Here is a 23,300-nt window from a genome sequence, read left to right as displayed (position 1 = left end):
CACGATCGACGGGCACGACTCCGCCGGATTCGGGTACAGCAGGAGTCGTGTCAAGTGCTTGATGCAGAACCGCACTGCTGTGACAGTTGTGAGCAGCTTAGGCCAAGGCCTTTACGCCTGTCCGGCAAATGAGAACGTAGGCTGCCCTCATGCCAAAGACGCGCTCGGGCGGTGGTCTGACCGGGACCCAGCAGGCCGCCAAGTTCCTCGGTGTCAGCGTGCTCTCCGGAGCAGTGCTGGCAGGCATCGCCCTGCCCGCCTTCGGTGCGCTGGGGCTGGCGGCAAAGGGGACGGTCGAGGGGTTCGACACCATCCCCGCCAACCTCAAGACGCCGCCGCTGAGCCAGCGCACCACGATCCTCGACTCCGAGGGCGGGCAGATCGCCACCGTCTACTCCCGTGACCGCACGGTGGTGTCCCTCAAGGAGATCTCGCCCTTCATGCAGAAGGCGATCGTCGCGATCGAGGACGCCCGCTTCTACGAGCACGGCGCGATCGACCTCAAGGGTGTGCTGCGCGCACTGAACAAGAACGCGCAGACGGGCGGCGTCTCGGAAGGCGCCTCCACGCTGACCCAGCAGTACGTGAAGAACGTGTTCGTCGAGGAAGCGGGCGACGACCCCGACAAGGTCGCCCAGGCCACCCAGCAGACCCTCGGCCGCAAGATCCGCGAACTCAAGTACGCGATCCAGGTCGAGGAGGAGCTCGGCAAGAAGAAGATCCTCGAGAACTACCTCAACATCACGTTCTTCGGCCAGCAGGCGTACGGCGTCGAGGCCGCGTCCCAGCGTTACTTCTCCAAGCACGCAAAGGACCTGAAGCTGGAGGAGGCCGCACTGCTCGCCGGCGTCGTCCAGTCGCCGAGCCGCTTCGACCCCCTCAACGACTCGGAAGAGGCGACCAAGCGCCGCAACATCGTGCTGCAGCGCATGGCCGACGTCGGCGACATCTCGCGGGCCGAGGCGGACAGGGCCCAGGCCGCCCCGATCGAACTGAAGGTGAGCAAGCCCAAGAACGGCTGCATCACCGCCGTCGACGGCGCGGGCTTCTTCTGCGACTACGTGCGCCAGGTGTTCCTGACCGACCCGGTCTTCGGCAAGACCAGGGAGGACCGGGTCAAGGTCTGGAACCAGGGCGGCCTGACGATCAAGACCACACTGGACCCGCAGGCCCAGAAAGCCGCGCAGCAGTCGATGAAGGACCACGTCTACCAGACGGACAAGGTCGCCACCGCGGTGACGCTGGTCCAGCCGGGGACGGGCAAGATCGTGGCCATGGGGCAGTCGAAGCCGTACGGCTTCGGCAAGAACGAGACCCAGATCAACTACTCCGTCAACAAGGGGATGGGCGGCTCGAACTACGGCTTCCCGGTCGGTTCGACCTTCAAGCCGTTCGTGGCCACGGCGGCCCTTGAGCAGGGCAAGCCGCCGACACAGGTCTACCCGTCGCCGTACAAGATGCCGTATCCGCAGTCCGTGTCCTCCTGCAGCGGAAAGCCGTGGGTGAACACCGACGGCGCGGTGCTCGAGAACGAGAACACCTCCGAGGTCGGCCCGTACGCGCTCAAGGAGGCGATGGCGAAGTCGGTCAACACCTACTTCGTGCAGATGATCTCCGAGATCGGCATGTGCCCCATCCTCGAGACGGCCGACAAGCTCGGCGTGGTGCAGGGCAGCGGCAAGCAGCTGCCCGAAGTCCCCTCCGCACTGACCCTCGGCTCCACCGGCATAGCGCCGCTGAACATGGCCGGCGCCTACGCGACCTTCGCCAACCGCGGCACCTACTGCACGCCGACGGCCATCGAGTCGATCACGACGGCGGACGGCAAGGGCCTGACCGTCCCGCAGACGCAGTGCACGAGGGCGATGTCGGAGAAGACCGCCGACACCATCAACACGCTGCTGCGCGGAGTGGTCGACTCCGGTACCGGTCGGCAGGCCGGCCTGCAGAGCCGTGACAGCGCGGGCAAGACCGGTACGACGGACGAGCGGCGCAACGCCTGGTTCGTGGGTTACACCCCGAACATGTCGGGCGCGGTCTGGGTCGGCAGCGCCAGCCAGCAGGTGAAGATGGAGAACATCACCATCGGCGGCCAGTACCACCCCAAGGTCTTCGGCGGCGGTGTCCCGGGTCCGATCTGGAAGGACGCGATGACAGGGGCGCTGGCCGGCCAGCCGGCCCCGCCGTTCAACAGCGTGTACATCCCGGACCCGCAGAAGGACAAGGGCAAGGAGAAGGACAAGGAGAAGCCCGGCAAGCCCGGTGACGTGGAGCCGTGGCCCGGCATCTCCATCCCGCCGGACCTGATCGGCGGTGGCAACAACCGCGGCCAGGGCAACGGCGGCACCACCGGCGGCACCTGGCCGTAGAAGTCGGCCGGTGCAAAGGGGGCGCCCCGGGTCCTGTGGACCGGGGCGCCCCCTTCTGCTTCCGGCGTCAGCCTGCGAGCAACTGCTTCACCGTGGCGGCCACCCGTCCGCCCTCGGCGCGGCCGGCCACCTTAGGATTCACGATCTTCATCACGGCGCCCATCGCCCGCGGGCCCTCGGCACCCGCGGCCATCGCCTCCTCGACCGCCTGCGCCACGATCTGGCGCAGCTCGTCGTCCGTCAGCTGCTGCGGCAGGTACGCGTCGAGGATCACGCCCTCCGCCTTCTCGCGCTCGGCCTGCTCGGCGCGACCTCCCTGGGCGAACGCGTCGGCGGCCTCGCGGCGCTTCTTCGCCTCCTTCGCGATCACCTTCTGCACCTCGTCGTCGGAGAGCTCACGGGCGCTCTTGCCCGAGACCTCCTCCTTGGTGATCGCGGCGAGGGTCAGCCGGAGCGTGGCGGAGCGCAGTTCGTCGCGCGCCCTGATCGCCTCGGTGAGGTCTTCCTGCAGCTTGGACTTGAGCGTAGTCATGACTTCTTCATAGCCTTTTCTCATGGACCCGGTCAACGAGGATTCGCAGGTCAACAATGACTCGGAACGGCTCCGCAGACTGGCCCGGATTGCCGGGTCTCAGCGGGACAAGCGCAGTCGTACCGACTGGACAGGGGAACCGGCGGCGATCTACTGCCGGATATCGCACGTGAACGACGACGATCAAACCGGTGTCGACCGACAAGAGCGTATCTGCCGTGACATCGCGCAGCGGCTCGGTGTGACGGTGAATCAGCACCTGGTCTTCGTGGACAACAACCGATCGGCGTGGCAGCGCAACCGGAAGCGGAAGGGGTGGGATGCCCTACTCGATGCCGCACGGTCCAGAGGCATCCGGCACATCCTCACCTACCACCCGGACCGGCTGATGAGGCAGCCGCGCGACCTTGAGGAGCTTCTTCAGATCGCGGACGACCACAGCATCACCCTGCACGGTCAGGCGAACCAACGGGATCTTGCCGACCCCGACGACCGGTTCTTCCTGCGCATCGAAGTGGCGCACGCTTGCAGATCCAGCGACGACACCTCCCGACGACTCAAAGACGCACTGATCGACCGCGCCCAGGACGGCAAGCCGCACACCGGCAAGCGGCGGTACGGCTACGACAGGAGCGGCACGGCCATCATTGCCGCAGAGGCCGAGATCGTGCGCGAGATTTTCTCCCGCTACCTCGACGGGGAGACGACCACAGCCATAGCCGTGGATCTCAACCGGCGCGAGGAACGGACCGCACTCGGCAGGGGATGGAACAGTTTCAACGTGCGAGCGATCCTGGACAGCCGCCATGTGGCGGGCATCCGGGTGTTTCGAGGGGAGGAGCTCGGCCAGGGGGAATGGCCGGCGATCATCCCCCGCGGCACATGGGACGAGGCGCAGGAGCGCCGCAGCTACCGCACCGCAGCAAGCTGGGGCCAGCGCGCGCCCAAGCATCCGTACATCCTTCGGGGACTGGTCGTCTGCAAGGGGTGCGGCAACCGCATGGGCGGCAGCGGCGGCAAGTACATGTGCAATCGCGCTGCACGTTCCGACACCCTGCGCTGCTACCGGACTGCCAGCAGTGCACCGCTGGAGCAGTTCGTGACCGATGCTGCGCTCAAACTGCTCGAACGCCTGGACGTGACCGGCCAGGAAGAAGCCGCCGTACTGTCACCGGAGGACCAGGCGGCCATCCACGCCGACCGCGAAGAGCTGGCTGAGCTCAAGGACATGTGGAACAGCCGCGAGCTGAAGACCCAGGAATACCGCGCCATGAAGAAGACGGTCGAGGAGCGCATCGCGAAGGTCGAGCGCAAGCTGGTCGTCCGCCCGGCCGTCGAGGTTCTCCGGGGGCTGGTCGGCCAGGACGCCCGGAAGAACTGGGCGAAGCTGGTGGAGGCCAAGGAGTACGACCGCATGAACGCCGTGCTGCGGTTCCTGTTCAACGCTGTGATCATCGACGAGCCGAGCACGAAGGGCAGGTACTTCGACTTCGGGCGAGTGGACATCGAGCCGAACCCGCTCTGACGACCGGCGAGACGACAGCATGGGGCCCGCGATCAAGCGGGCCCCATCTTGCTATCGGGTCTGTTCATCGCTGGGAGGTCTGAGAAGACGAGCCAGCCGCCGAGCGCTGTCCGAGCTTATTTTCCTCGGGAAACGGGAGCAGACGCGCTCCAGGTGTCGCTCTCGCTCCCCCGCCATGTCACGTCGTGATGTGCTCAGTTCCCCACCTCCCAGTGCGCTTCAGCTCGGCGGATGCAATCTCGCGGTTCAGCGCGAGGTCCTCTGCGATCCCGGCAGCGATGAGGGCTGCCCCAGGCGTGTGGCCGGAGCCGACGTAACGCCAGTAGGCGTCGGTGGTCGTGCCGGAGTCGTCGGGCAGATCGATCCCAGCGGCAGTTCGTTCGTGCGCGGCACGTTCAGCGCGCAGGGTCGCGTAGGTGGTGGAGTAGGCGCGGGATTTGGTGAGGATGTGGCCCCGGTAGCCGAGGGTGTGAGCCCAGGCCCGAAGCCGCAGAGGCGCGAACTCCGGAAGGCCGCCAAGACGCCAGCAGGCACGCATGAGAGACCGCACGTGCGGAGAGACCACCGCGGTCTCGATGTCGTCGGGACAGGTGAGCCGGTGGTCAGTGCCGGCGGCCGTGTCAGACGCTCCCTTGGTGACGTACTTCGCCACGTACGCGGCGACCGCGTCGTCTGCGGGTCCTTCATCGCCGGCGGAGGAACGCAACGGGCGGACGTCGAGCTGGGCGCCCCACCGCATGGCCCGTTCACCGGTCGCCGGGCTGTAGGGGCTGTGGATCGTGGCTGCCTGCGCCGCAGCGCGTACGGAAGCGGTAACAGCGTCGGCGGTTGCCCATGGTGGGGGCGAGTCATTGGGACCGGCCGGGCCGTCCAGGCGCACGACGGCATGGACATGGATGGCGGCCCGTCGTTGGTACTCGGCGACCTTGGCGAAGGAGAGGCGCGCATGCTCGGGGAACTCCGCTTGTACGAGCCCGGCAGCCGAAGCCAGAGCGCGTCGGACGCCGCGGGCGAAGCGCGCCCAAAGCTCCCCTGTGTGGGCATGCCACAAGACGTGCCCCGAGTAGTCGTAACAGTCGGAGCACAGCGGCAGGCCGACGAGGGGATCTGCCGCAGTGTGGCGGGCATGGCAGCGCGTAGGGCGACCGTGCCCGCAAGGCGCGGCGTACCGCCGAGGGCGGCAGCGTTCTGTCTCAGCGGTGATGCGGTGCACAGGGCCGAAGCTTGGGGCGGTGAGAGTGACGAAGAGCCGCGGATGTTTGCGTACCTCGGTGGGAACGGCCTTGCCCCCTACGAGCCCTGCGCGCACGAGTTGGAAGGTGTCTCCGGCGTGGAGGCGGGAGCACGGCGCGCATACGGTGGCCCGCCGGTTGCGGCAGCGGACGAGGAGCCGTTCGCCAGGCTCTGCACTCGTACCGTAGTGATGCAGGATCTCGCCGCTGTGGGTGTCCCGGACGGTTGTCGAGCCTGTGAGATGGATCGGGTGAGCACAGCCTCCCGTAGCGCCGATCTGCTCCAGCCAGCGGGCGAACTCGGGAGCATGCGCACGGCGGATGACGTCTCGGTCGACTTCGGTGAGCTGACGCAGGCGCGCCGCACGGTCGAGCACGGCGCGCCTGTCAGCCGAGGTGATGTCGGCGGTGATGGTGGGGACCTCCCCGGTCGGGCCGCCGAAGCGGCACGGATGGATGATGGGTGGGCTCGATCCACGTCGATCTCCTGTCGGTCGTTTCTCGCTGGTCAGATCAGCGGATGGTTCCGGTGCCCCGGCAGCAGCGGCACCGCCGCCGGTGCCCGGTCCGGGTCCTGCGGTAGCGCTCGCCCTTGCAGACGGGGCAGCGCACGCGGCGCATCGGCATACAGCTCCCTGTCAGGTGTGGGTGAATCCGGAGAAGAACCAGGTGACGATGCCGTCCACGGTGAAGATGACCGGGGTCTGTCCGAGGTAGAGGCCGAACAGGCAGATCATCACGGCCTCCCACGTCTTCACGTCGCGTGAGCGCACCAGCAGGACGGTGATGATCCCGAAGACCAGCGCGAAGGGAACCGCGGCTTCCTCGGTCATGCGCTGTCACCCCCAGCCGGCGCCTTCAGGGCACGGTTCACACCGGGCAGTTCGGGCGTCATGCCCGCGTAGGCAGAGGCGGTCTTGCGTGCTTCCTCGGTCGTGGTCAGGTAGGAGCGGGCCCGGTCCCAGCCGCCCTCCGTCCCGGTGCACACGGCCACGCCCTTCTCCTGGGAGGTGATGGACTGGGCGACGGCGACGGCGTCCTTGTTGAGGTCGCCCAGGGTCATCTCGGCGGTGCCGGGGTCGTTGACGCGGTGGCAGATCCGTCCGGCCAGCTGAGCGCGCAGCGCGGTCACACCAGGCCCGAGGTCGGAGCCGACGCGCTGCCCGGCGACCACGAGATGCACGCCGAGGGCAGCGCCGAGCTGCCCGAGGCGCAGAAGGTAGGTGGAGCACTGCTCGGCTTCCGCCTTGCCCTGGCGGGTGCCGTCCGTCAGGTAAAGCTCGGCGAGCTCGTCCACGATGACGACGACAGGCATCGGCCGGACGGTGTGGGGCAGTTCCCAGATCGAGCGGGCCCCCGCCGCACGGCAGGCGCGCATCCGGTCCTGTATCTCGACCACGAGCGCGCCGAGTACGGCCACCGCCTCTCGCCGGCTGGTGGTCAGCGCGGTGAGGCGATCGCCGAACAGACCGAGTTCCATGCCGCCCTTGCAGTCGATGCCCACCAGGGCAACCGGTTGCGGGGCGAGTTGGCACACGAGCCGGGCCAGGAGCGTGGATTTTCCCGACTGGGTCGCTCCGGTGATGAGCCAGTGGGGAATCTGCCGGAGATCCATCACCCACGCTCCGCCGGACTCCAGCGCGCCGACAAGTGCGCAGAGGAGTTCGGCCGGGGCAGAGGCCAGGCCGGGCCGCTCCAGCGGATCCCGGGCGGTCGCCGTGATCAGCACGGTTCCCCGCTCCGGTGAGGTCACCCGCGCCCCGTGCACACGCCACGCGTGCGTGAGCGCGTCGGCCGCGGCGATGAACGGGCCCGGCGTCTGCCCCGGATGCAACCGCACCACCAGAGACAGACCCGTCGGCGTGGCGCGGGGGAAGGAGATGCGCGGGGCCCGGGGGCGCACCGGCTCGCCCCGTACTTCCAGGTCGCCCACGATCCGGCGGGCCGGTTTGTGGGTGATGGTGAGGCCGTTGAACTGCGCGACCCTGCGCCAGGTGACGAGCACCCGCACCGTGGTGACCGGGTAGCCGGTCAGGTACCAGAACCACACGGGGTGCCGCTCCCTGAGCGCGGACCCGGCAACCAGTAACCAGGCGAGCGCTGCGAGGGCGAACGCGAGCAGGATCGGGCCCATCACGCGCCCCCCGCCTTGCTGGCAGCGGCGGTTGTGCTTCCGCCCGCGGCCGGTACGGGGGTGATGGCAGCGGCGCGGAAGCTGATCCCGTGCCGGTCGCCCATCGCCCAGGCGAATGCCTCCAGGCCCGTGACCCTGACCTCGGTGCCCTCCGTGACGCCCTTGGGCTCCCCGGTGACCGAAATCTCGATCACCGATACCCGGCGCCCCTCCTGACGGACCATGACCGCCACGGTGTAGATCGTGTTGCCGTCCCGGTCCTTCTTCACCTCCTTGGTCTCGAAGTTGCTGACCTTCGCTTCCGGCCCGACAGCGCAGCGCAGTACGCCGAGCCGGGATGTGTCCACAGGTATGGACTGCATAGGTAGTTGGCCTCCTCGGCCGCTCAGACGTCAGGGCGGACCTGACGTCACTCGTCCTTACGAGCTGCCACCATGCCTGGCTTGACGCAAGAAGGCAAGCACTTATGCTGACGAGTGACGTAACACGCCGGGCGTCATCCGCCCGTTTCCCAGCGCGCGCCCATGAGCGGAGGCCACAGACATGGCAGGCATCGAGCGCCCCGGACCCCTGTATCAGCAGGTGGCCGCCGCCATCAGGCAAGGCATCGCAGAGGGCGAATTCCCGCCCGGCACCCCGCTCCCCTCAGAGGCACAGCTCATCGAGCGCTACGAAGTCAGCCGGCCAACAGTGCGCAATGCGATCGCGGCACTGCGATCCGAAGGACTCATCGAAGTACGGCACGGCAAGGGCAGCTTCGTGAAGGGCGCGCCCACGCCGCCGCTGACGATCGAGCGGACGATCACCCGCGCCGGGAAGACCTTCACACTCGGTCACACCCCGTGGGAGCAGCTGCACAAGCCGACCGTCTACCGGACGGAAACCACCAGCACGACAGGCCCGCTGCTCGAACTCGGCGAGGGTGAAGCACTCTTCGGCGTCGACCGCGTCCTGATCGACCCAGCCACCGGCGCCCGCCTGCTGCACCGCCTGCTGATCCCGTTCACCACCGCCGAGAGCGCACCGCCGCTCGCCGACGCCCCCGACACCGCGATAGAGGAGATCTACGCCGCCCTCACCGCGGCTGGCCACAAGCTCACTTGGTCCGAGACCGTACGCGCCCGCATGCCGCAGGCCGACGAGCGCAGCGCCCTGGAGCTCCCCGACGCCACACCGGTCATCCACACGATGCGCGTCACCCACGGCACCGACCACCAGCCCCTCATCCTCGAAGAACTGCGAGCCAGCGGCCACCAGGCACAGCTTTCCTACCGGATCACCGCCGAAAGCCCCCGCGCGCTCCGCGCCGTCCACAGCTGACAGGCAGGGATCGGTCCAAACCCTCTTCACTTACTCAAGGCACCCGCCGCGCACGGCGCGGCGCGCGCGGCCCGTCGCCCGGGCCTGCGCTCCTGTCTGACGCCCCGCTCCAGCCCGGGCGCCGTCCGCACGCCTAACAGCTTGGGTTGATGGGTGGCGAACCCCGAGGTAGCAGAGGCGAGTACACGAGGTGCAGGCCAGGACGATGCCTCCGGCGGGGGCGCTCAGGCTCCGGGATGGAGGGGCCCGTGGGCGTCTGCCGGCGGCGTCGTGGTGGAGGTGAGGGCTCCCATCCCGCCTGCCATCGACCCAGGCAGAGCCGAGCAGACACGGGCCCTGGCGTCCAGGTCGTTCGTACAGTGGCGCGCTCCACCTGGACGCCAGGACCCGCGCCCGCTCCACGTACGTGTGGGTCGACGGCAGACGGGATGGGAGCTGGGACAGTTGCTGCCCGCCGACGTCATCACGTCACGGGAAACTAATGCTTCCGCAGTTGCAATGAAAGATGTTCCCGTGTTTCCCGATCGTCTGTCGACAGGGTTTACACCACACCTTCTCCCACAGCTCCAGCACGGCGTCACCGAAATTCCGTGCATCAACAACAGACAGTCCTGTGGCCCATTCATTGTAATGGGCGCCGTGAATATTGCGCAGCCACATGTATTCGTTGACGCGATCGGTTTCGCTCTTTAGGCCAATTTCCCTCAGCTTCTTGGCCACGCTCGGCCATGTATCACCGAGTGTGTACTTATCGCCGTGCCTTCGAGTTACAGAAGTCTGGAGGCTCTTGCTCATCCAGTCGGCCAGCACTTCCAACAGATAACCCGCATTTCCGCAAATCAATCTAGGGTCATCGCCTGCGACTACATCCCTCAAGGCGCCTGAGGCGTCCCTGCGGGTCTCAATTACCCTTGGCCCAGTTGAAAACCCCCAGTCGTGAACCTCTCTCTCCACGAACTGATGCTTCGCCGCGAAGACTGCGGAGAACTGTTCCTTCCAGAGCCGGTCATGGAACGTCACCAAGAATTGCCAACCCTTGAATTCCTCAAGAAGATACCGTGCGACCTTCACGCGAATGGCGGCGTCGACGCTCTGAAGAACATCGTCGAGCACCATGATTTTTGGCTGCCCGTGATCACTTGCGAACTTCATGAGCGAGAGGAATAGAAGCAATGCCAGTAGATCCAGATTTGCCTCACTGAAATAACCTTCCGCGCGCACGACCGCACCGTTGGAGAGCGTGGCCATGAGTGAAATTTCTGCGCTCTCCGAGGCTAGCTCCAGACTCACTGAAGTAACAGACTCGGCGGTAGGGGAAATTCTTCTAAAGCTGTCGGTCAGAGTCTGAGCAACCTCGCCGAGAAGAGAAAAAAGTGGCGCATTGTTCGCAGCCCTTTTCGCTTTCGTGACCTCATCGCTAGCGGCACGGACGACGCCAATGTTCTTCCTAACTGTGGCCGCTTGAGCGTAGATTCCTCTCTGTTGGGCGGTTAGCCCACCCTTGCGCGTATCCTGATTCTTCGAATATCCCTGGGATGTAAACCAGGCATTGAATGAAGTCACGTCGTGCAGCTTGCGCTTCAGTCCAGCAAAAGAAGTTCGAGAGCTCTTCGCTAGAACCCTTGCTGATTTATCTCGCGCGACTATTGCTTCATCTCTGAGTGACTCTGCCTGACTAATGGAATCGAAATACTCTTGCGGAATATCCGAGGCGGAGGCGGCATTTCTCATGAATTCGGCAAAAACGCCATGGCGCGCCCTCGGAGCGCTCCTGAGGAAGCTGATGATCTCCTCTCTATGCAGGGCCAAGCCGCTGCCCTGGAAAGCGGGGTGCGGAGCTCGGGGGACGCTATCCAAAGCGCCTTCTGACTCGACCACAGAGCGCTTAAATGTAGATCCATCCGCGAAGGTGACCTCAACCTCGGTGGCTTGGTCCGGGCTGGCTACATTGCGAAGTCGATCAAGTGAATGATGCTTTGATTCACTGGCGAATCGTGGGTACCTGCCCGATATGCAGAACTCAAGGGCATCGACAAAGGTTGACTTACCTGAGCCATTCTCTCCAACCAAGAGGCACGACATGGGGTCCGAGCTATCGGAATTCGAGAAATTCAAGGTCATCTGATGAGGAATTCCCCTAAATCCCTTCACTCGCACACTCCGGATTCGCAACCTTACTCCTCGCTTAACTAGATTTCGGTTGTGCACGGTGGACTGATCACGCTGTCCCGCCACCACTGTCTTCCGTCGACAAAGGATCTCAGTCGTCTTCTCGTCGTCGTGCAGGCTAATCTCTGTTGTCACGACGCGTGATGTTGGGACGTCCCTCTGTCCAGCGGAGGAATACGCAACGGGCGTCTTATCGGGCTGGCTACTCGTGCGCGGCCCGTCCGTGATCGGAAGGGTCGTACTGAGCCTCCACCATCCCGCAGCCAGTAGTACGGAGGACACACAAGGCTTTCGGATCCGTGTGTAGGCCCGAGAGACCAGACTGTCCGCCCTGGCCGGCACGCCGGGCATACGAGGGCAACCTTCGAGCTATGCAGGCGGCACCCCCAGGCGACCACCTCTGTTATTCCACCACTGGAACTTTTCATCCGTCGTAACGAAATTTTGGAATGCTCTGAGAGTTTTCGGCGCGGCTCGGTGGAGTAGATCGAGGCCTATATAAGCCAAGATGTGAAGGCTGATGGAAGACCCAACAGACTCGACCGCGGATCGGTCGAAGTCGACTTCGATGTTGTGGCGTGACCCAGGCCAACGAAGTTCCACGGCCATGACCCTGGCGTACTCGCCTAGTGCTTCCGAAAGCGCCTGCATGTCCATCGATTCACGCAGTCCCTCGGTGGTGCTACTACGAATGCGAGCTTTGCTGCCCGGAGAGGTGAATTCGATGCCTTCAACTCCGTAGCGCTCAAGACGGCGATCAATCTCATACCAGCGCGGAGTGATCCCGAGCTCAGTTCTGTGGACGATTTTTCGTCGGTCATCGACGAACTTGAAATCTACGTCACCGCATCGGAGATGTAGGTGGGAATCTACAACCTCCCAGTAAGGTGGCCCATCTAGGTCGTCGAACAAGTTTGGTTGAACTCGGTCGACAGTAGCAGCGCGGGCATTTAGGCGGTCCAAATTTGCATTGACCAGAAGATCGAGGTTCCTGCTGTGCTGCCAATGCGACAGCTCCTGAAGGTGCCCTAGAGCAAGATTTTCCCCAAGATTCCGCCAGAAGTCCTCGTTGGTCACGTCTTCTAGCGAAAGGAGGAAGGGAAGGATTTGCTCCAATTCCCCTGAAGAAAGAGAAGTCACCGTTTCATGGATTCCAGGGAAGTTATTGGCGTCGCCGCCCTGGCTGACCCATATTACTTGCATAACGCGTTCGATGCGAGAAGAGAAAGCAGGTGAAAGATGGGCGTTCACTGCTCTGATGCTCGCGGCTACCTCTGGCTCGCTTAGCCTCGAAAGAGCTGAGTCTGCTGATGAGACAGCCCTTTGAACTTCTGTAGCGGACTCACCGACCAGGTACCCCTTTCCACCCTGAAGCAGAGACGCCTTGAGCATCTGCGTCACCGGTGTGCGCGAGTCTTCCCTCGAAATTGATTCAAGCGTAGAAGTGCTTGACAGCAGGCAATCGTCATACCCGTGAGCGGCATATTCTGGTGCCCTCGTTGATTCCCTCCCGCTGGCAATGGCGATGAAGGCGGGGGAATCTCCATGAAGACTTTTCAAGTCTCTCTGAATCAAGGGTGCGTCAACGCTGAACCTCAGATAAACGTCTCGGCTGGGCCGGTTCCCTCCCGAGCCCCAACTCAATACGAAGTCTGGGATGAACGTGTGGTTGAAGTAATCTGTGGCCTTGATCTCGGTCTTTGGGTCAAGGGACTGGAGCTCGCGGGCGACGGCATGCTTAACGTCCCGGATGGCTGCTTCAGGGGAACTCTGATGTAGGGCGTTCTGAATTTGGGCGTCGATCGTCTGCATTGCTTTACGCCCCCCTCGTGATGAAAGAGCGAATGTGCCCCAGGTACTCGCGTTTCATCATCAGCTCTTCTTGGCGCTCGGATAAGACAATGAGCCACAGCCTATCAGCGAGCAGCTTCCCAATTTCGGGATCGTAGTCTTCCTGGCCGAGTTTGTGGGGGTACTCCCTGACAGCCTGATGAATGGTCGCTTCGTCGCACAACTTAGTCCATGCGCCCATTGCGAATGGGTGCCATGTTATCCACATGAACTCGCATTCTCGATCGACTCCGTCTTTGATCATGCGTGCCGTTGCGGAGTAGCAGTCAGTCAGGTACTCCCGGTACTTGGGCCCTTGGTTGTCGCTCGAGTAGGCCTTAATTTCGGCGTAGAAGAGGTTCTTCTTTTCGTTCTCAAAATAGCCTGCTACATCCCAGGACTCGTGCTTCCCGTTTAGTAGCGTCAGGGTCGTCATCTGTGGCGCTTCGTAAACAATCCACGGAGCAGAAACGCGTGTCGTACTCTCTAGCCACGCTTGCGCGAAGTAGGCGCCCTCACGGCCCTGTTCCTGCTGCTGTTCACCTGCCGCCATGGGGCAAGTATGGCGACGATGCCACCGTTGTCACCAGGGTGATCTCTGGAGTCACTGATAGTGATGCTATGGCCAACGCTTGTGTCATTGAGCGCCCGAGTCTGGCCCGGCCACGCTGCGAGGCGCTTCGCCCGCGCTCCAGGTAGTGACTGTGTGGGGGCAGTCACGAATCACACAGGCGGTAGAGAGCCTCGGCATGGCGTTCCGCGAAGCCAACGATCTCCGGGACGGGACGGGGCTCAGCTCCTCGGCGAGGCGTTGGCAGTTCGCGTGTGTGGCGGCGCCGTCCAAGGTGGCTATCAGTGCCCAGAAGTCGCCCAAGGCATTCTCATGGGCGCAGGATGTCAGGGTGGTTGACATCCAAAACTGACTGTGAGGATGTCGGTGGTGCCGCCCTGGGGGCCTGACTCTCCGTCTGACCGACGCCGTCCGGCTGTCCTGTTGATGATTTGTCGGCCGTCCTGGGCGGTGCCGCCCCGTGCGCGGCCGGTCGGGCGTCTGTGACCTCATAGGAGCCCGGCCAAAGGTCCCATCACAGTCTTGTCCTGCCGCCCGACCGGCGCGCGCGGTCCCTCACGCGTCGCACGGAAGGACAGCAGCAACCAGGATGGCAGACCAAATAGCGGTGGTCGGCGGCGTCGACACCCACACTGACTTCCACCAGGCGGCCGTGATCGACTCCATCGGCCGGCACCTGGCCACCCAGTCTTTCCCCACCACCCCCGACGGCTACCGTCGGCTGCTCAACTGGCTGCGCTCACACGGCGAGGTCATCGCCGTCGGCGTCGAGGGCACCGGCGCCTACGGCTCGCAGCTCACCCGCGTCCTGCGAACAAACCAGGTCACCGTCATCGAGGTGGACCGGCCCGACCGGCGGGCCCGCAGGGCCAACGGAAAGTCCGACCCCGTCGACGCCTACGCCGCCGCCACCGCCGTGCTCTCCGGCCGGGCCAGCGGGACACCGAAGACCCGCGACGGCATCGTGGAGGCCATCCGAGCCCTACGGGTGGTCCGCCGCTCCGCGGTCAAGGCCCGCACCCAGACCCTCAACCAGATCCGCACCCTCATCGTCACCGCACCCGGCCCCGTCCGCGAACGACTGCGCACCCTGCACACCGCCGAGCTGATCAGGCACCTGGCCCGTTCCCGCCCCGGCGCGGACCCCAGCGACCCGGCCTGCGCGTTCCGCACCGCCCTGCGACGCCTGGCCCGCCGCTACCTGCACCTCACCGAGGAGATCGCCGACGCCGACGCCGAACTGGAGCCCCTGGTCACCCAGGCCGCCCCCACGCTGGTCGCCCTGCCCGGGGTGGGCACCGAAACAGCCGCCCAGCTGCTGATCACCGCAGGCGACAACCCCGACCGGCTGAAATCGGAGTCGTCCTTCGCGCACCTGTGCGCGGCCGCACCCGTCCCCGCCAGCTCGGGCCGCACCCACCGGCACCGCCTCAACCGCGGCGGCGACCGACGGGCCAACCACGCCCTCCACATGATCGCCCTGGTCCGCATGCGCTATGACAACCGCACCAAGGCATACGTCGCCCGCCGCACCGCCGAAGGGATGTCGAAGAAGGACATCCTGCGCTGCCTCAAACGCTTCATCGCCCGCGAGGTCTACCAGCACCTCGCCCGCCCAATGCCCATGCCCAACAAGCTCCTTCAGACCGCTTGACGGTCTATAGGAGCTTCATCAACGACGCCGGATGACAGCGGTCGTATGCGGCTTGCCGTGGCAGGGGAGAGCAGCAGCATCCGCCTGGTTGACCCATCCCGCACGAGCTTACAAGGCACGTGTCGACGCGATCGGTCTGAGGGCAGCAGGTGAGCTTCAAGACGCGATGCTGTAGTCGTGTCAGTCGTCTCCTGTACGGTCCGCGTCATGGCAGAGCGACCGACAACGAGCTGGCGTGAGGGAATAGCTGAGGAAGAGCGGGAGCTCGCTGCCGGCTCGCTGGATCCTGAGTGTGCCTGTATGGCTGTGCTCTTCCCCGAAGCACTCCTGATGGCGACAGATGAGGTGCTGGATGCGTTCGAGCAAGCCCTGCCCGGTATCTCTGAGGTTGCGGACGAGCGCGTCTTTGCTGCGGTCGAGCGTGTGGTCTTGGCACTGAACGCTGTGAACGAGGCGAACGGCGGCGCAGCGTTCGAGACTGATGAGCGGGAGACGCTGTGCGCCTACATCGACGAGGCCTTGACCGAGCATGGGGTAGATGTCGTAGCTCTGACGGCTCGCCACGGTCTAGGGCAGTACCAACTGACCGACCGCTGGCGTGACTGGTGACCGCTCGGTCGGGAGCGCGCGTGCCACTGTCGTGCCAGATTGAGCGGTCAGCCACGGTCATTTGAGGAACGCCAGGGCGTCCACAGCTTGTGACAACCGCCGGAGGGCACAGACAGGCTGGGCTGGGAAGAAGGCCGAGATGACGCTGCCAGGCTTACAAGGAAGTGATCAACGGCGCCCCAGATCCCAGAAAGGACGAGCCGACAACCAACAGCCCGGCAGATGATGCCTGCACGAACTGGGCGGGGACCGGCCACGCCGGAGTCGGATCCTGTTGCCGGCAGCCGTTCCCCCGGCCTCGGCTAATCTCTGCCCCGCAGTTCCTTCACGCCGACCAAGACCACCGCCGGGCGGGTCACCGAGGCGAAGGTCGGTTCATCCCGTTGCTGATGTCGTCTGTCGCCTCCGCTACCCACGCCGAAGCAACTTCCCCGGTTGCCTTCTTCCAAGCCTGGCGGGGTATCCGGCGGACGTACGTGTGGGATGGGCGCGAGGGGCATCCACTCAGCACGCCACCTGACCAGTCGAAACGGCTAGGAACCTCTCTCGTGCTCGTCCACGCCCCGCCACAGTTCCGTTTGATCACTCTGCAGGTAGCACCACCCTTGGACCTGGCATCAGCCTCGAGGAACGTTCTTGCAGTTGATGCGTCACGTCACCCGTAGGAGTGAATTAGGGCCGCCCGCGTGCCCAACGGCAGGCCCACACGTTGAACTGGATGCACAATCACCCGCAATCACACCCCTAGCCCGCCACCTTGCAAGGCAGCGGGCTGGACTCTTCCTAGAGAGTGGAGGCTAAGTGCCGATCACGTTGCGAAGCTTGGCCTTCATCCACAGCAGGATGGCCGGAGCATCTAGGGCAACCTTCAGCCCGGCTACCAACCCGGTGGCAGGTCCAATCGCAAGGAACGGATCCATCTCCTCAAGAGCGACTAGCTCGAAGAAGGAGAGGCCTCCCACCACCCCAAGTGCCGCATCCGCGGCGGGGCGATGAGCACGATCGTTCTGCATAGGGCGATCGTGGCCAGTCGGTTCTTCCGACTGGCCAGCGGAGGGGGTTTCCATAGGGTCCTCTCTGCGGGCGGCACCCCCTCGTGATCTCACTTCTTGGCCGGAGGGGGACTCCGAAGGGGTGCCGCGGTGGTCGAGACCGATGAACGTCTCGACAGACCAACGCCCGCACGGCGGAGGAAGTATGGCGTGGCGACACGAAAGCACTCTAACGGGTGAATTACACCACTCCAGGTGCACGGTGGCGCCTACGAGACCGACGAGTATGAGCGGTTGTGCGACTGCATCGACCAAGCTTTCAACAAGCAGGGTGTCGATGTCGTTGCCTTGACACCGCGACACGGGCTGGGCCGTAACCAACTTACGGACAAGTGGCGGTGTTTGATCGAACTCCTAAAGCGGTGCTCAGCATCGTGCCCGATGCGTGCCCGACAGGTCGGTAAGCCACGGTCAACAGCGGGTGCCAGGAAGAGCCCAAGGCGTCGCGCTGGCACCCGTTGCCGCTGGTCAGGTGGCCAACTACGCCCAGAGGCACGGTGATTCCCAAGCTCAGGGCGCTCATCCCGTTTGCAAGCACGTGGCCTCGTCCACCGGTCGGGCGTCACCCCGTTCCGGCACGTTCCTTCGCTGATGCTTGCCGGGGCGTCGGGCGGTCCAGGTGGACTACCACGGTGGTGTAGAAGCGGTGCACGGCGTCGTCGACGCTGCGGATAAAGCCGGATTCGGCGTTCCCACGACTGCTTCCCATGCTTTTGAACAAGGACAGGCGGAAGCCGGTGATGTGGGTGTCGTTGCTCTTCGGGAGCATGTCCGCCGGCTCCGGGCGGAGCCGTTCCAGCGTGCCCCGTGGTCCCCCGGTCTCTCCTTCGATCAGGGTTTCGATGTGGAGGTCTGCCGGTGCCTCGGCCAGGCGGCGGATGAGGCGTTTGGCCCAGGTCAACGGGTAACCCTGCTCGGGTGCGGGGATCTCGATGGAGTTGCGGAGCTTGCCGGTGCGCAGGTCGGCGCTGATCGCCAGAATTCCGGGTGCGCCCTCGATCCGGAGCTCTGCCTGGAGCCTGCCGTCGACGCAAAGCTGATCGGCCAGGAGGCTGCGGCGGGTTCTCGGATCAGCTCCACGCTTGGCTCGCTGAACGGGCAGTACCTTCTGTCCGAGTTCGCCACCGAGGCTGAGGCACATCTGACGGATGAGCCGTTCCCAGCTCTCGACCACGTCGAGGGCACGCGGATCGCCCTGACACAGGGTCTCGTCATCGATTCCGTTGCGTACGGGGACCCAGGCCGCCCCCATGTTCTGGAAGCCGTGGCAGCCGGAGTTCTCATGCCTCAGGTAGTACAGCAGTTCCTGGAGCAGCCAGGCATGTGCCTTGTCTCCGACGCCCTCGTGCCGGATCAGCATCTGTGCCTGGTGGGTGACTTCGGCCCAGGACAGGTGCCAGAGAGCCACCTTGTGCTTGCGCCGTCCGTCGATCTTGACGTCGACGAGCGGGCTGCCTTCCAGCGCGACGTCGTTCGACAGCGTGATCACGGCCTCGTAGCCACGGCGTGCGGCGATGTCCGCGTATGCCTGCACCTGCTCAGGCTTAAGGGCGTTGCCGTTGGTCTTGGTCTCCACCAGCGCGGTCCACAGTTTGCCGGCCCGCTCGACGCGGACCACCCCGTCGGGGCGTCGCGGTGTATCACCGTGCGGCAGGGAGACCTCGGTGAACGTCTCCATACGGCCCGACGGTGCTCCGAACGCCGCCGTGAGTCTCCGGCCGAACTCCGGCACCTGCGCCATCACCGACAGCAGTACCGACGTAGCGCGCATTTCCCGGTCCCGGTCGCTCTTGAGTACCGACACCGGAAAGAGTCTGGCCTGCTTCCAGGACTCATTGTCCGCCAGCGACTTCCTGGCCACCCTGGGCACAGTGACCTTCTTCTTCGCAGTGCGAGGCCGTGCTGCCTTCCTTGGCCCCGCCTCGTCGCCAGGCGGGCGGGGAGCCGGAACCAAGCCTGGCGTCACCTGCTGTTCCTGCTCAACGGCCGGAGCCCGAACAGCCGTATCAGCCTGCTCGCTGCTCTCTGTACTGCTCAGCGCTTCCTCTGCGCCCGCGTCATCATCGATGTCGACACCGAAGTCCGCCGCCAGACCGGCCAGGCCGGTGTCGTAGCCCTGTCCCACAGCACGGAACTTCCACTCTTCCCCACGCCGGTACAACTCGCCGAAGATGATCGCGCTCACCGTGCCGGCGTCATCGATGGCGAACCCGAGAAGGCTCTCCCCGCCCCCATCGGCCAGTGTCATCTTCAGGTCTTCCAACTCCCCGAAGCCAGCGCCCTCGTAGCGGCTCGCCGCCACGACGATCCGGTCGATGCCGGACGGGACCGCGGTCAGGTCGAAGCTGATCCGGTCCTCGTCGCCGCTCTCCGTCGGCGTCTTCCCCAGCAGTTGCACACTCCCGTCAGCGGCAACCGGGTTGTTGTAGAAGTAGAAGTCACTGTCACTGCGCACCTTGCCGTTGGCATCCAGCAGCAGGACGGACACGTCCGCATCGCCTTCACCGGTCGGGCTGACCCAACGCAAACCCACAATCACCGACCCGGCGTTCTCGCTCAGCGCCGCCAGCGCCACGTTCGAACCCTTGACCATCTCATGCATGAAGCCCCCCAAATCTCCCAACTCGGGCACCTGGCTGCCCCACCCAAGCCACCCACTCCACACCGCCGTCATGTGACGTACGGCACAACGAAAGACTGTAGTGCCCGATAACGAGACCGTGGGGGCGTCCGGAAATAACAAGCAGCGAGAACCCCGGGGCAACAGAGGGGCTCCACAAGCCCCGTTGGCTCCGTTAGCTCCGTTATCTCCGATCGAGGGAACACACCTCGGACGCGGATCAAGGAGCACCGCTCAGGAACCTGCCGACGCAGCCCCGCCGTCTCACTTTCCGTCTCATTCACCTGCGTTCACGACCGTTCAGACGAGACCCGAAACCGTCCCAGTGCCGACGGCCAGCCGCCCATGAACCCAGGTGAACGCCCCCGAACGACGCTCGCCACCCCATCAGCACAGTTGGAAAGCGTGTTGGTACCGGCGTGCTAACGCGTTTCCGGTTGCCGCTTAGCTGCTTGGCCGTCGCGATGTTCCGCCGAGAAGCATCAGGGCCGAGCGTTCGGCAGTCAGCTCGCCTTGCCCAGCCGAGCGACCGCCCGCACCAGCGCCGCCACGTCATTGGCCGCTGCTGCCGAGAGCACCAAGCGCACCCTTCCAGCTCCGTCTGCATCTGTCCTGGCTTGCCATTCGAGTCCCGCCGTGTCGAATCCTGCGCTCGTCAACGCCTCCGCCAACTGCCCTCCAGCGTCCGTCGCATCACGCCAGCCCGCCACATAGTCGACCCCACGCACCCACACCACGTCGTCCGGGTCGAACGGATCGCTCTCGAAACCCGCGTCCTCTGGGTCGTACATCCGCTTGCAGTCCCTTCCGCCGTCGCTGGCTCAACTCCGAATATCGGAAGGGTCATCGATCATGGACACGGCGATGACCCCGGTACCATCGGCACCGGGGTGGCATCTGCGCCCCAAACCGGACCGCCCCCGAATGCTTCCAGGCGAAGGGGGCGGTCCGGCCTGCGTCTGGACTACGTCGGCCAGACGCTCAAAGGCTCACGAGTAAGGGCCACTGATCACCGCCAACGGCACGTAGACGGCGACCCAGAAGACGACGATCCCCAAGGCGCATAATCGCTGCCTCATGAGTCCGCACCACCACTTCGCCTGTTGAGCAGAGCGGCACGGAAGAACGCTGTAGTGATCCCTCGGAAACCGGTGTGCCCGAGCGCACCTGCGTGCCGCAAGCACCACAGCTCAGGCTCGTCCTTACTTTCCGTCGCGTCGGAGGACTCGCCGCACGTCGTGCACTCGGCCTCGTAGACCGGTCCGCTGCCTTGCTTGTCCGTGCTCAACGTCCAGTCCGCGAACCGCATCACTGCGTGAGGTGTCACCGACCGGCAGTCCGATGCACCGGGGCCTGTTGATCTCTGAGGGCCGTCCATCAACTGTCTCCGTCCTGAGGCGACACCGACATGAGAGCCCATACGGACTTTCCGACGCCGCATTCGCTGACGCCCCACTGGTCCGCGAACACGCCGACCAGGAGGAGCCCTCGGCCACACTCGGAGTCACTGGCAGCGGCATACTTGTGAGGCCGGACGTCTGAGCTGTCATGGACCTCGATGCGAAGGTCACCGCCGGCGTATTGGAAGCGGGTTTCGATCGCCCGATCCGGCGAAACGTGCGTATGCCGGACGGCGTTGGTGACGAGTTCCGAGAGCACGACCAGAGCCGTGTCCTCCATCTCTGCCAGGCCCCAGGCGGCAAGCGCTTTGCGTAGCTCGACGCGGGCCAGGCCGACGCAGCGAGGGTGGCGAGCCCATCGGCACACCCTCTCCCGGCCGTTCAGCGCATCCTGTCGCTCCTGCATGCCTCAGAGGATGGAGACCTCAACGCCCTTTCGATTCCAGGCGATGGGGGTACCCATGATGGGTACACTCCGCGCGGAGAATCACTGATATTCCTTGTGCCCAGGCAGATTCGGGGAAGCGCGTGTCAGGAGACCTCTCACCAACGGCCTTACCGGCCTATGTCCTTGGCCGAGCCGACGTGCAGGCCGCACTGAAGCGGCACGACTTCGGACAGGTCTTCAAGCTGGCCCGGCAATGGGGCGGAATCAGCTTCCTGAAAATCGCCGACGCGTGCGACATCAAGCCGGAGCGAGTGGGGAAGCTGGCCCGAGGCGACGGAGCGATCACCACCTACGAGAAGATCGCTTACATCGCCGATGCCCTGGGCATCCCCGGTCACATGATCGGGATGGCACCGCGCCCGTGGGAACGGGCATCAACGCCCACGGCTACAAGCCGCCCGGAGCTGATCTCTCCCCTCGCGACTGTCGCCCCAGGAATTGCGAACGTTCCCGAGTCCAATGATCTGGGAACGGTCGATCTCGAAGGAGACGAAGTGCAGCGCAGGAGGTTCCTCGCAGCTTCCATCGGCATCGCCACCGGTGCGACCATGACGCCTGGAGCCACGGCGGGCCGCATCGGGCCCCGTCAGGTGCAGCACCTTCAGCGGCGGACCACCCGTCTGCGAAGCCTCGATGACGTACTCGGCGGAGCCGACACCCGGCACATCTACCGCGCCGAGCTCGGTACCACGCTGAACCTGCTGCGCAGCGCCTCGTACACGGAGACCACCGGTCGGCAGCTCCTCAGTCTGGTGGCCGAGCAAGCACAGCAAGCCGGCTGGGCTGCATTCGACGCAGGACGACAGACCGAGGCATCTGCCCTCTACGAGAAGGCCTTTCAGGCAGCTACCGAGGCGCAAGACGCGGCGCTGGCGGGCAACTCCCTCGCGTTTCTCGCCTACCAGCAGGTCAGCACCGGCACCTCTGGCGTAGCGACCGCCGCCGCATCCTGTGAGACCGCCAGCGCGGACGCACCCGCGACTGTCCGGGCTCTCCTCTTTGAACGCCGCGCCTGGGCCCATGCCAAAGCAGGCCAGGCCAAGGAGACCGAGCAGGCGCTCGGCCAGGCTGAAGAGGCATTGACAGGAATCGGCAGTGATCGCCCCGGGCCCGACTGGTCGTCGTGGGTCGACACCCGCGAACTCCAGATCATGAAGGGCCGCTGCTGGACCGAGCTGCACCGGCCGCTGCGGGCCGTTCCCGCCCTCGAAGCAGCCCTGGCCGACTTCAACGATGCCCACGCGCGCGACAAGTCTCTATACCTCACCTGGCTCGCGCACGCGTACCTGGACGCCGGAGAAGTCGAGCAGTCGGCAGCAGTGATCACCAGGGCCATGGATCTGTCAGCCGGAATCGGCTCCGTCCGGCCACAGCAGCGCGCGAACGAATTCCTGGTGAGGCTTCAGCCGCACCGTACGATCGCGCCGGTCGCGGAACTCCTCGACCGCGCGGCTATGTGATCACTTAGCAACGCTGCGGGCGATCCAGTCCAGACCGGCCGCAGAGCCCGACACGATGGGCACCGCATTGATCTCGGGGTTGTCCCACGGGTGGTGCTCCAGCAGATGCGCTTCAAGATCGGGGTACCGTGCCGCCGTCGTCTTGAAGATCACCTGCCACTCCTCGCCCTCACCGAACTCGCCCAGGTGCCAGAAGAGCGAGGTGACAGGGCCGATCACCTGCGCACCCGCGGCCAGACTTACCTCTGTCGCGCCCTTGGCCAGTGCTACCGCCGACTCACGGCTTTCCGTCGCTGTGTACACCTGCACGCACTCAGTCATGGACGAGAGCCTAGAGCGGACCGTGACCCGCCAACCAGGGGCCGCAATGTGTCC

20 protein-coding genes are annotated in these 23,300 nt (G+C 64.9%); 6 read left to right on the top strand and 14 right to left on the bottom strand.

Annotated features, from left to right (window positions below; translation table 11 throughout):
- Positions 1 to 149 precede the first annotated feature (149 nt).
- The gene (locus IE198_RS22590) at positions 150 to 2,369 is read left to right on the top strand and encodes a transglycosylase domain-containing protein (RefSeq protein ID WP_189889438.1); all 2,220 of its coding nucleotides are present in this window, start codon (positions 150 to 152) and stop codon (positions 2,367 to 2,369) included.
- 67 nt (positions 2,370 to 2,436) lie between these two features.
- Here IE198_RS22590 and IE198_RS22585 read toward each other — a convergent pair whose 3' ends face one another.
- Entirely contained in the window at positions 2,437 to 2,901 is a 465-nt protein-coding gene (locus tag IE198_RS22585) for a GatB/YqeY domain-containing protein (RefSeq protein WP_189889436.1), read from the bottom strand.
- 22 nt (positions 2,902 to 2,923) lie between these two features.
- Between IE198_RS22585 and IE198_RS22580 the strand changes: the two genes are divergently transcribed.
- On the top strand, positions 2,924 to 4,426 hold the full coding sequence (locus IE198_RS22580; RefSeq protein ID WP_189889434.1) for a recombinase family protein: 1,503 nt from the start codon (positions 2,924 to 2,926) through the stop codon (positions 4,424 to 4,426).
- A gap of 178 nt (positions 4,427 to 4,604) precedes the next feature.
- On the opposite strand, the gene IE198_RS22575 is transcribed toward IE198_RS22580, so the two are convergent.
- From IE198_RS22575 to IE198_RS22560, 4 genes are all read right to left on the bottom strand, one after another.
- Positions 4,605 to 6,035, bottom strand: a complete 1,431-nt coding sequence (locus IE198_RS22575) for a replication initiator (protein ID WP_189889432.1) — start codon at positions 6,033 to 6,035, stop codon at positions 4,605 to 4,607.
- A 261-nt stretch (positions 6,036 to 6,296) separates the two neighbouring features.
- Positions 6,297 to 6,491: a hypothetical protein gene (locus tag IE198_RS22570; protein WP_189889430.1), complete on the bottom strand. Its 195-nt coding sequence runs from the start codon at positions 6,489 to 6,491 to the stop codon at positions 6,297 to 6,299.
- The gene (locus IE198_RS22565; RefSeq protein WP_189889564.1) at positions 6,488 to 7,792 is read right to left on the bottom strand and encodes an FtsK/SpoIIIE domain-containing protein; all 1,305 of its coding nucleotides are present in this window, start codon (positions 7,790 to 7,792) and stop codon (positions 6,488 to 6,490) included. The genes IE198_RS22570 and IE198_RS22565 overlap by 4 nt, the downstream gene beginning before the upstream one ends.
- Entirely contained in the window at positions 7,792 to 8,154 is a 363-nt protein-coding gene (locus IE198_RS22560) for an SCO3933 family regulatory protein (protein ID WP_189889429.1), read from the bottom strand. Before IE198_RS22560 ends, IE198_RS22565 begins: the two co-directional genes overlap by 1 nt.
- A gap of 181 nt (positions 8,155 to 8,335) precedes the next feature.
- Between IE198_RS22560 and IE198_RS22555 the strand changes: the two genes are divergently transcribed.
- Positions 8,336 to 9,112 carry a GntR family transcriptional regulator gene (locus IE198_RS22555; protein ID WP_189889427.1) on the top strand — a complete coding sequence of 259 codons (777 nt, stop codon included), beginning with the start codon at positions 8,336 to 8,338 and terminating at the stop codon, positions 9,110 to 9,112.
- A 468-nt stretch (positions 9,113 to 9,580) separates the two neighbouring features.
- Here IE198_RS22555 and IE198_RS22550 read toward each other — a convergent pair whose 3' ends face one another.
- The 3 genes from IE198_RS22550 to IE198_RS22540 are packed head-to-tail and all read right to left on the bottom strand — an operon-like array spanning position 9,581 to position 13,664.
- Complete coding sequence (locus IE198_RS22550; protein ID WP_268246492.1) at positions 9,581 to 11,632, bottom strand: AAA family ATPase; 2,052 nt, start codon at positions 11,630 to 11,632, stop codon at positions 9,581 to 9,583.
- 18 nt (positions 11,633 to 11,650) lie between these two features.
- On the bottom strand, positions 11,651 to 13,093 hold the full coding sequence (locus IE198_RS22545; protein ID WP_189889423.1) for a hypothetical protein: 1,443 nt from the start codon (positions 13,091 to 13,093) through the stop codon (positions 11,651 to 11,653).
- A gap of 4 nt (positions 13,094 to 13,097) precedes the next feature.
- A complete protein-coding gene (locus IE198_RS22540; RefSeq protein WP_189889421.1) occupies positions 13,098 to 13,664 on the bottom strand; it encodes a hypothetical protein in 567 nt (188 codons plus the stop codon).
- A gap of 607 nt (positions 13,665 to 14,271) precedes the next feature.
- On the opposite strand from IE198_RS22540, the gene IE198_RS22535 reads away from it, so the two are divergent.
- Entirely contained in the window at positions 14,272 to 15,336 is a 1,065-nt protein-coding gene (locus IE198_RS22535; protein ID WP_189889419.1) for an IS110 family RNA-guided transposase, read from the top strand.
- Positions 15,337 to 15,543: 207 nt separating this feature from the next.
- Positions 15,544 to 15,945 carry a hypothetical protein gene (locus IE198_RS22530; RefSeq protein ID WP_189889417.1) on the top strand — a complete coding sequence of 134 codons (402 nt, stop codon included), beginning with the start codon at positions 15,544 to 15,546 and terminating at the stop codon, positions 15,943 to 15,945.
- Positions 15,946 to 16,742: 797 nt separating this feature from the next.
- Here IE198_RS22530 and IE198_RS22525 read toward each other — a convergent pair.
- From IE198_RS22525 to IE198_RS22510, 5 genes are all read right to left on the bottom strand, one after another.
- Complete coding sequence (locus tag IE198_RS22525) at positions 16,743 to 16,958, bottom strand: hypothetical protein (RefSeq protein WP_189889415.1); 216 nt, start codon at positions 16,956 to 16,958, stop codon at positions 16,743 to 16,745.
- 601 nt (positions 16,959 to 17,559) lie between these two features.
- Positions 17,560 to 19,599, bottom strand: a complete 2,040-nt coding sequence (locus tag IE198_RS22520; protein WP_189889562.1) for a TerD family protein — start codon at positions 19,597 to 19,599, stop codon at positions 17,560 to 17,562.
- A gap of 521 nt (positions 19,600 to 20,120) precedes the next feature.
- Positions 20,121 to 20,408 carry a hypothetical protein gene (locus IE198_RS22515; RefSeq protein ID WP_189889413.1) on the bottom strand — a complete coding sequence of 96 codons (288 nt, stop codon included), beginning with the start codon at positions 20,406 to 20,408 and terminating at the stop codon, positions 20,121 to 20,123.
- Positions 20,409 to 20,692: 284 nt separating this feature from the next.
- Positions 20,693 to 20,926, bottom strand: coding sequence for a DUF7848 domain-containing protein (locus IE198_RS36935; protein ID WP_444545427.1), 234 nt, complete (start codon positions 20,924 to 20,926; stop codon positions 20,693 to 20,695).
- A 68-nt stretch (positions 20,927 to 20,994) separates the two neighbouring features.
- The gene (locus IE198_RS22510) at positions 20,995 to 21,423 is read right to left on the bottom strand and encodes an ATP-binding protein (RefSeq protein ID WP_189889411.1); all 429 of its coding nucleotides are present in this window, start codon (positions 21,421 to 21,423) and stop codon (positions 20,995 to 20,997) included.
- A 179-nt stretch (positions 21,424 to 21,602) separates the two neighbouring features.
- Here IE198_RS22510 and IE198_RS22505 point away from each other — a divergent pair, with 179 nt between their 5' ends.
- Positions 21,603 to 22,925: an NsdA family TPR-like regulatory protein gene (locus IE198_RS22505; protein WP_229834232.1), complete on the top strand. Its 1,323-nt coding sequence runs from the start codon at positions 21,603 to 21,605 to the stop codon at positions 22,923 to 22,925.
- Here the strand turns inward: IE198_RS22505 and cutA are convergent, their stop codons facing one another.
- Positions 22,926 to 23,246 (bottom strand): divalent-cation tolerance protein CutA, encoded by a 321-nt coding sequence (cutA, locus tag IE198_RS22500; protein WP_189889408.1) that lies wholly within the window; start codon positions 23,244 to 23,246, stop codon positions 22,926 to 22,928.
- Between the last annotated feature and the right edge of the window lie 54 nt (positions 23,247 to 23,300).

The organism is Streptomyces xantholiticus, from assembly GCF_014651015.1.
Taxonomy (GTDB): Bacteria; Actinomycetota; Actinomycetes; order Streptomycetales; family Streptomycetaceae; genus Streptomyces; species Streptomyces xantholiticus.
The sequence above is the reverse complement of the archived record's forward strand: the minus strand, read 5'-3'. Positions and strand labels throughout refer to the sequence as shown.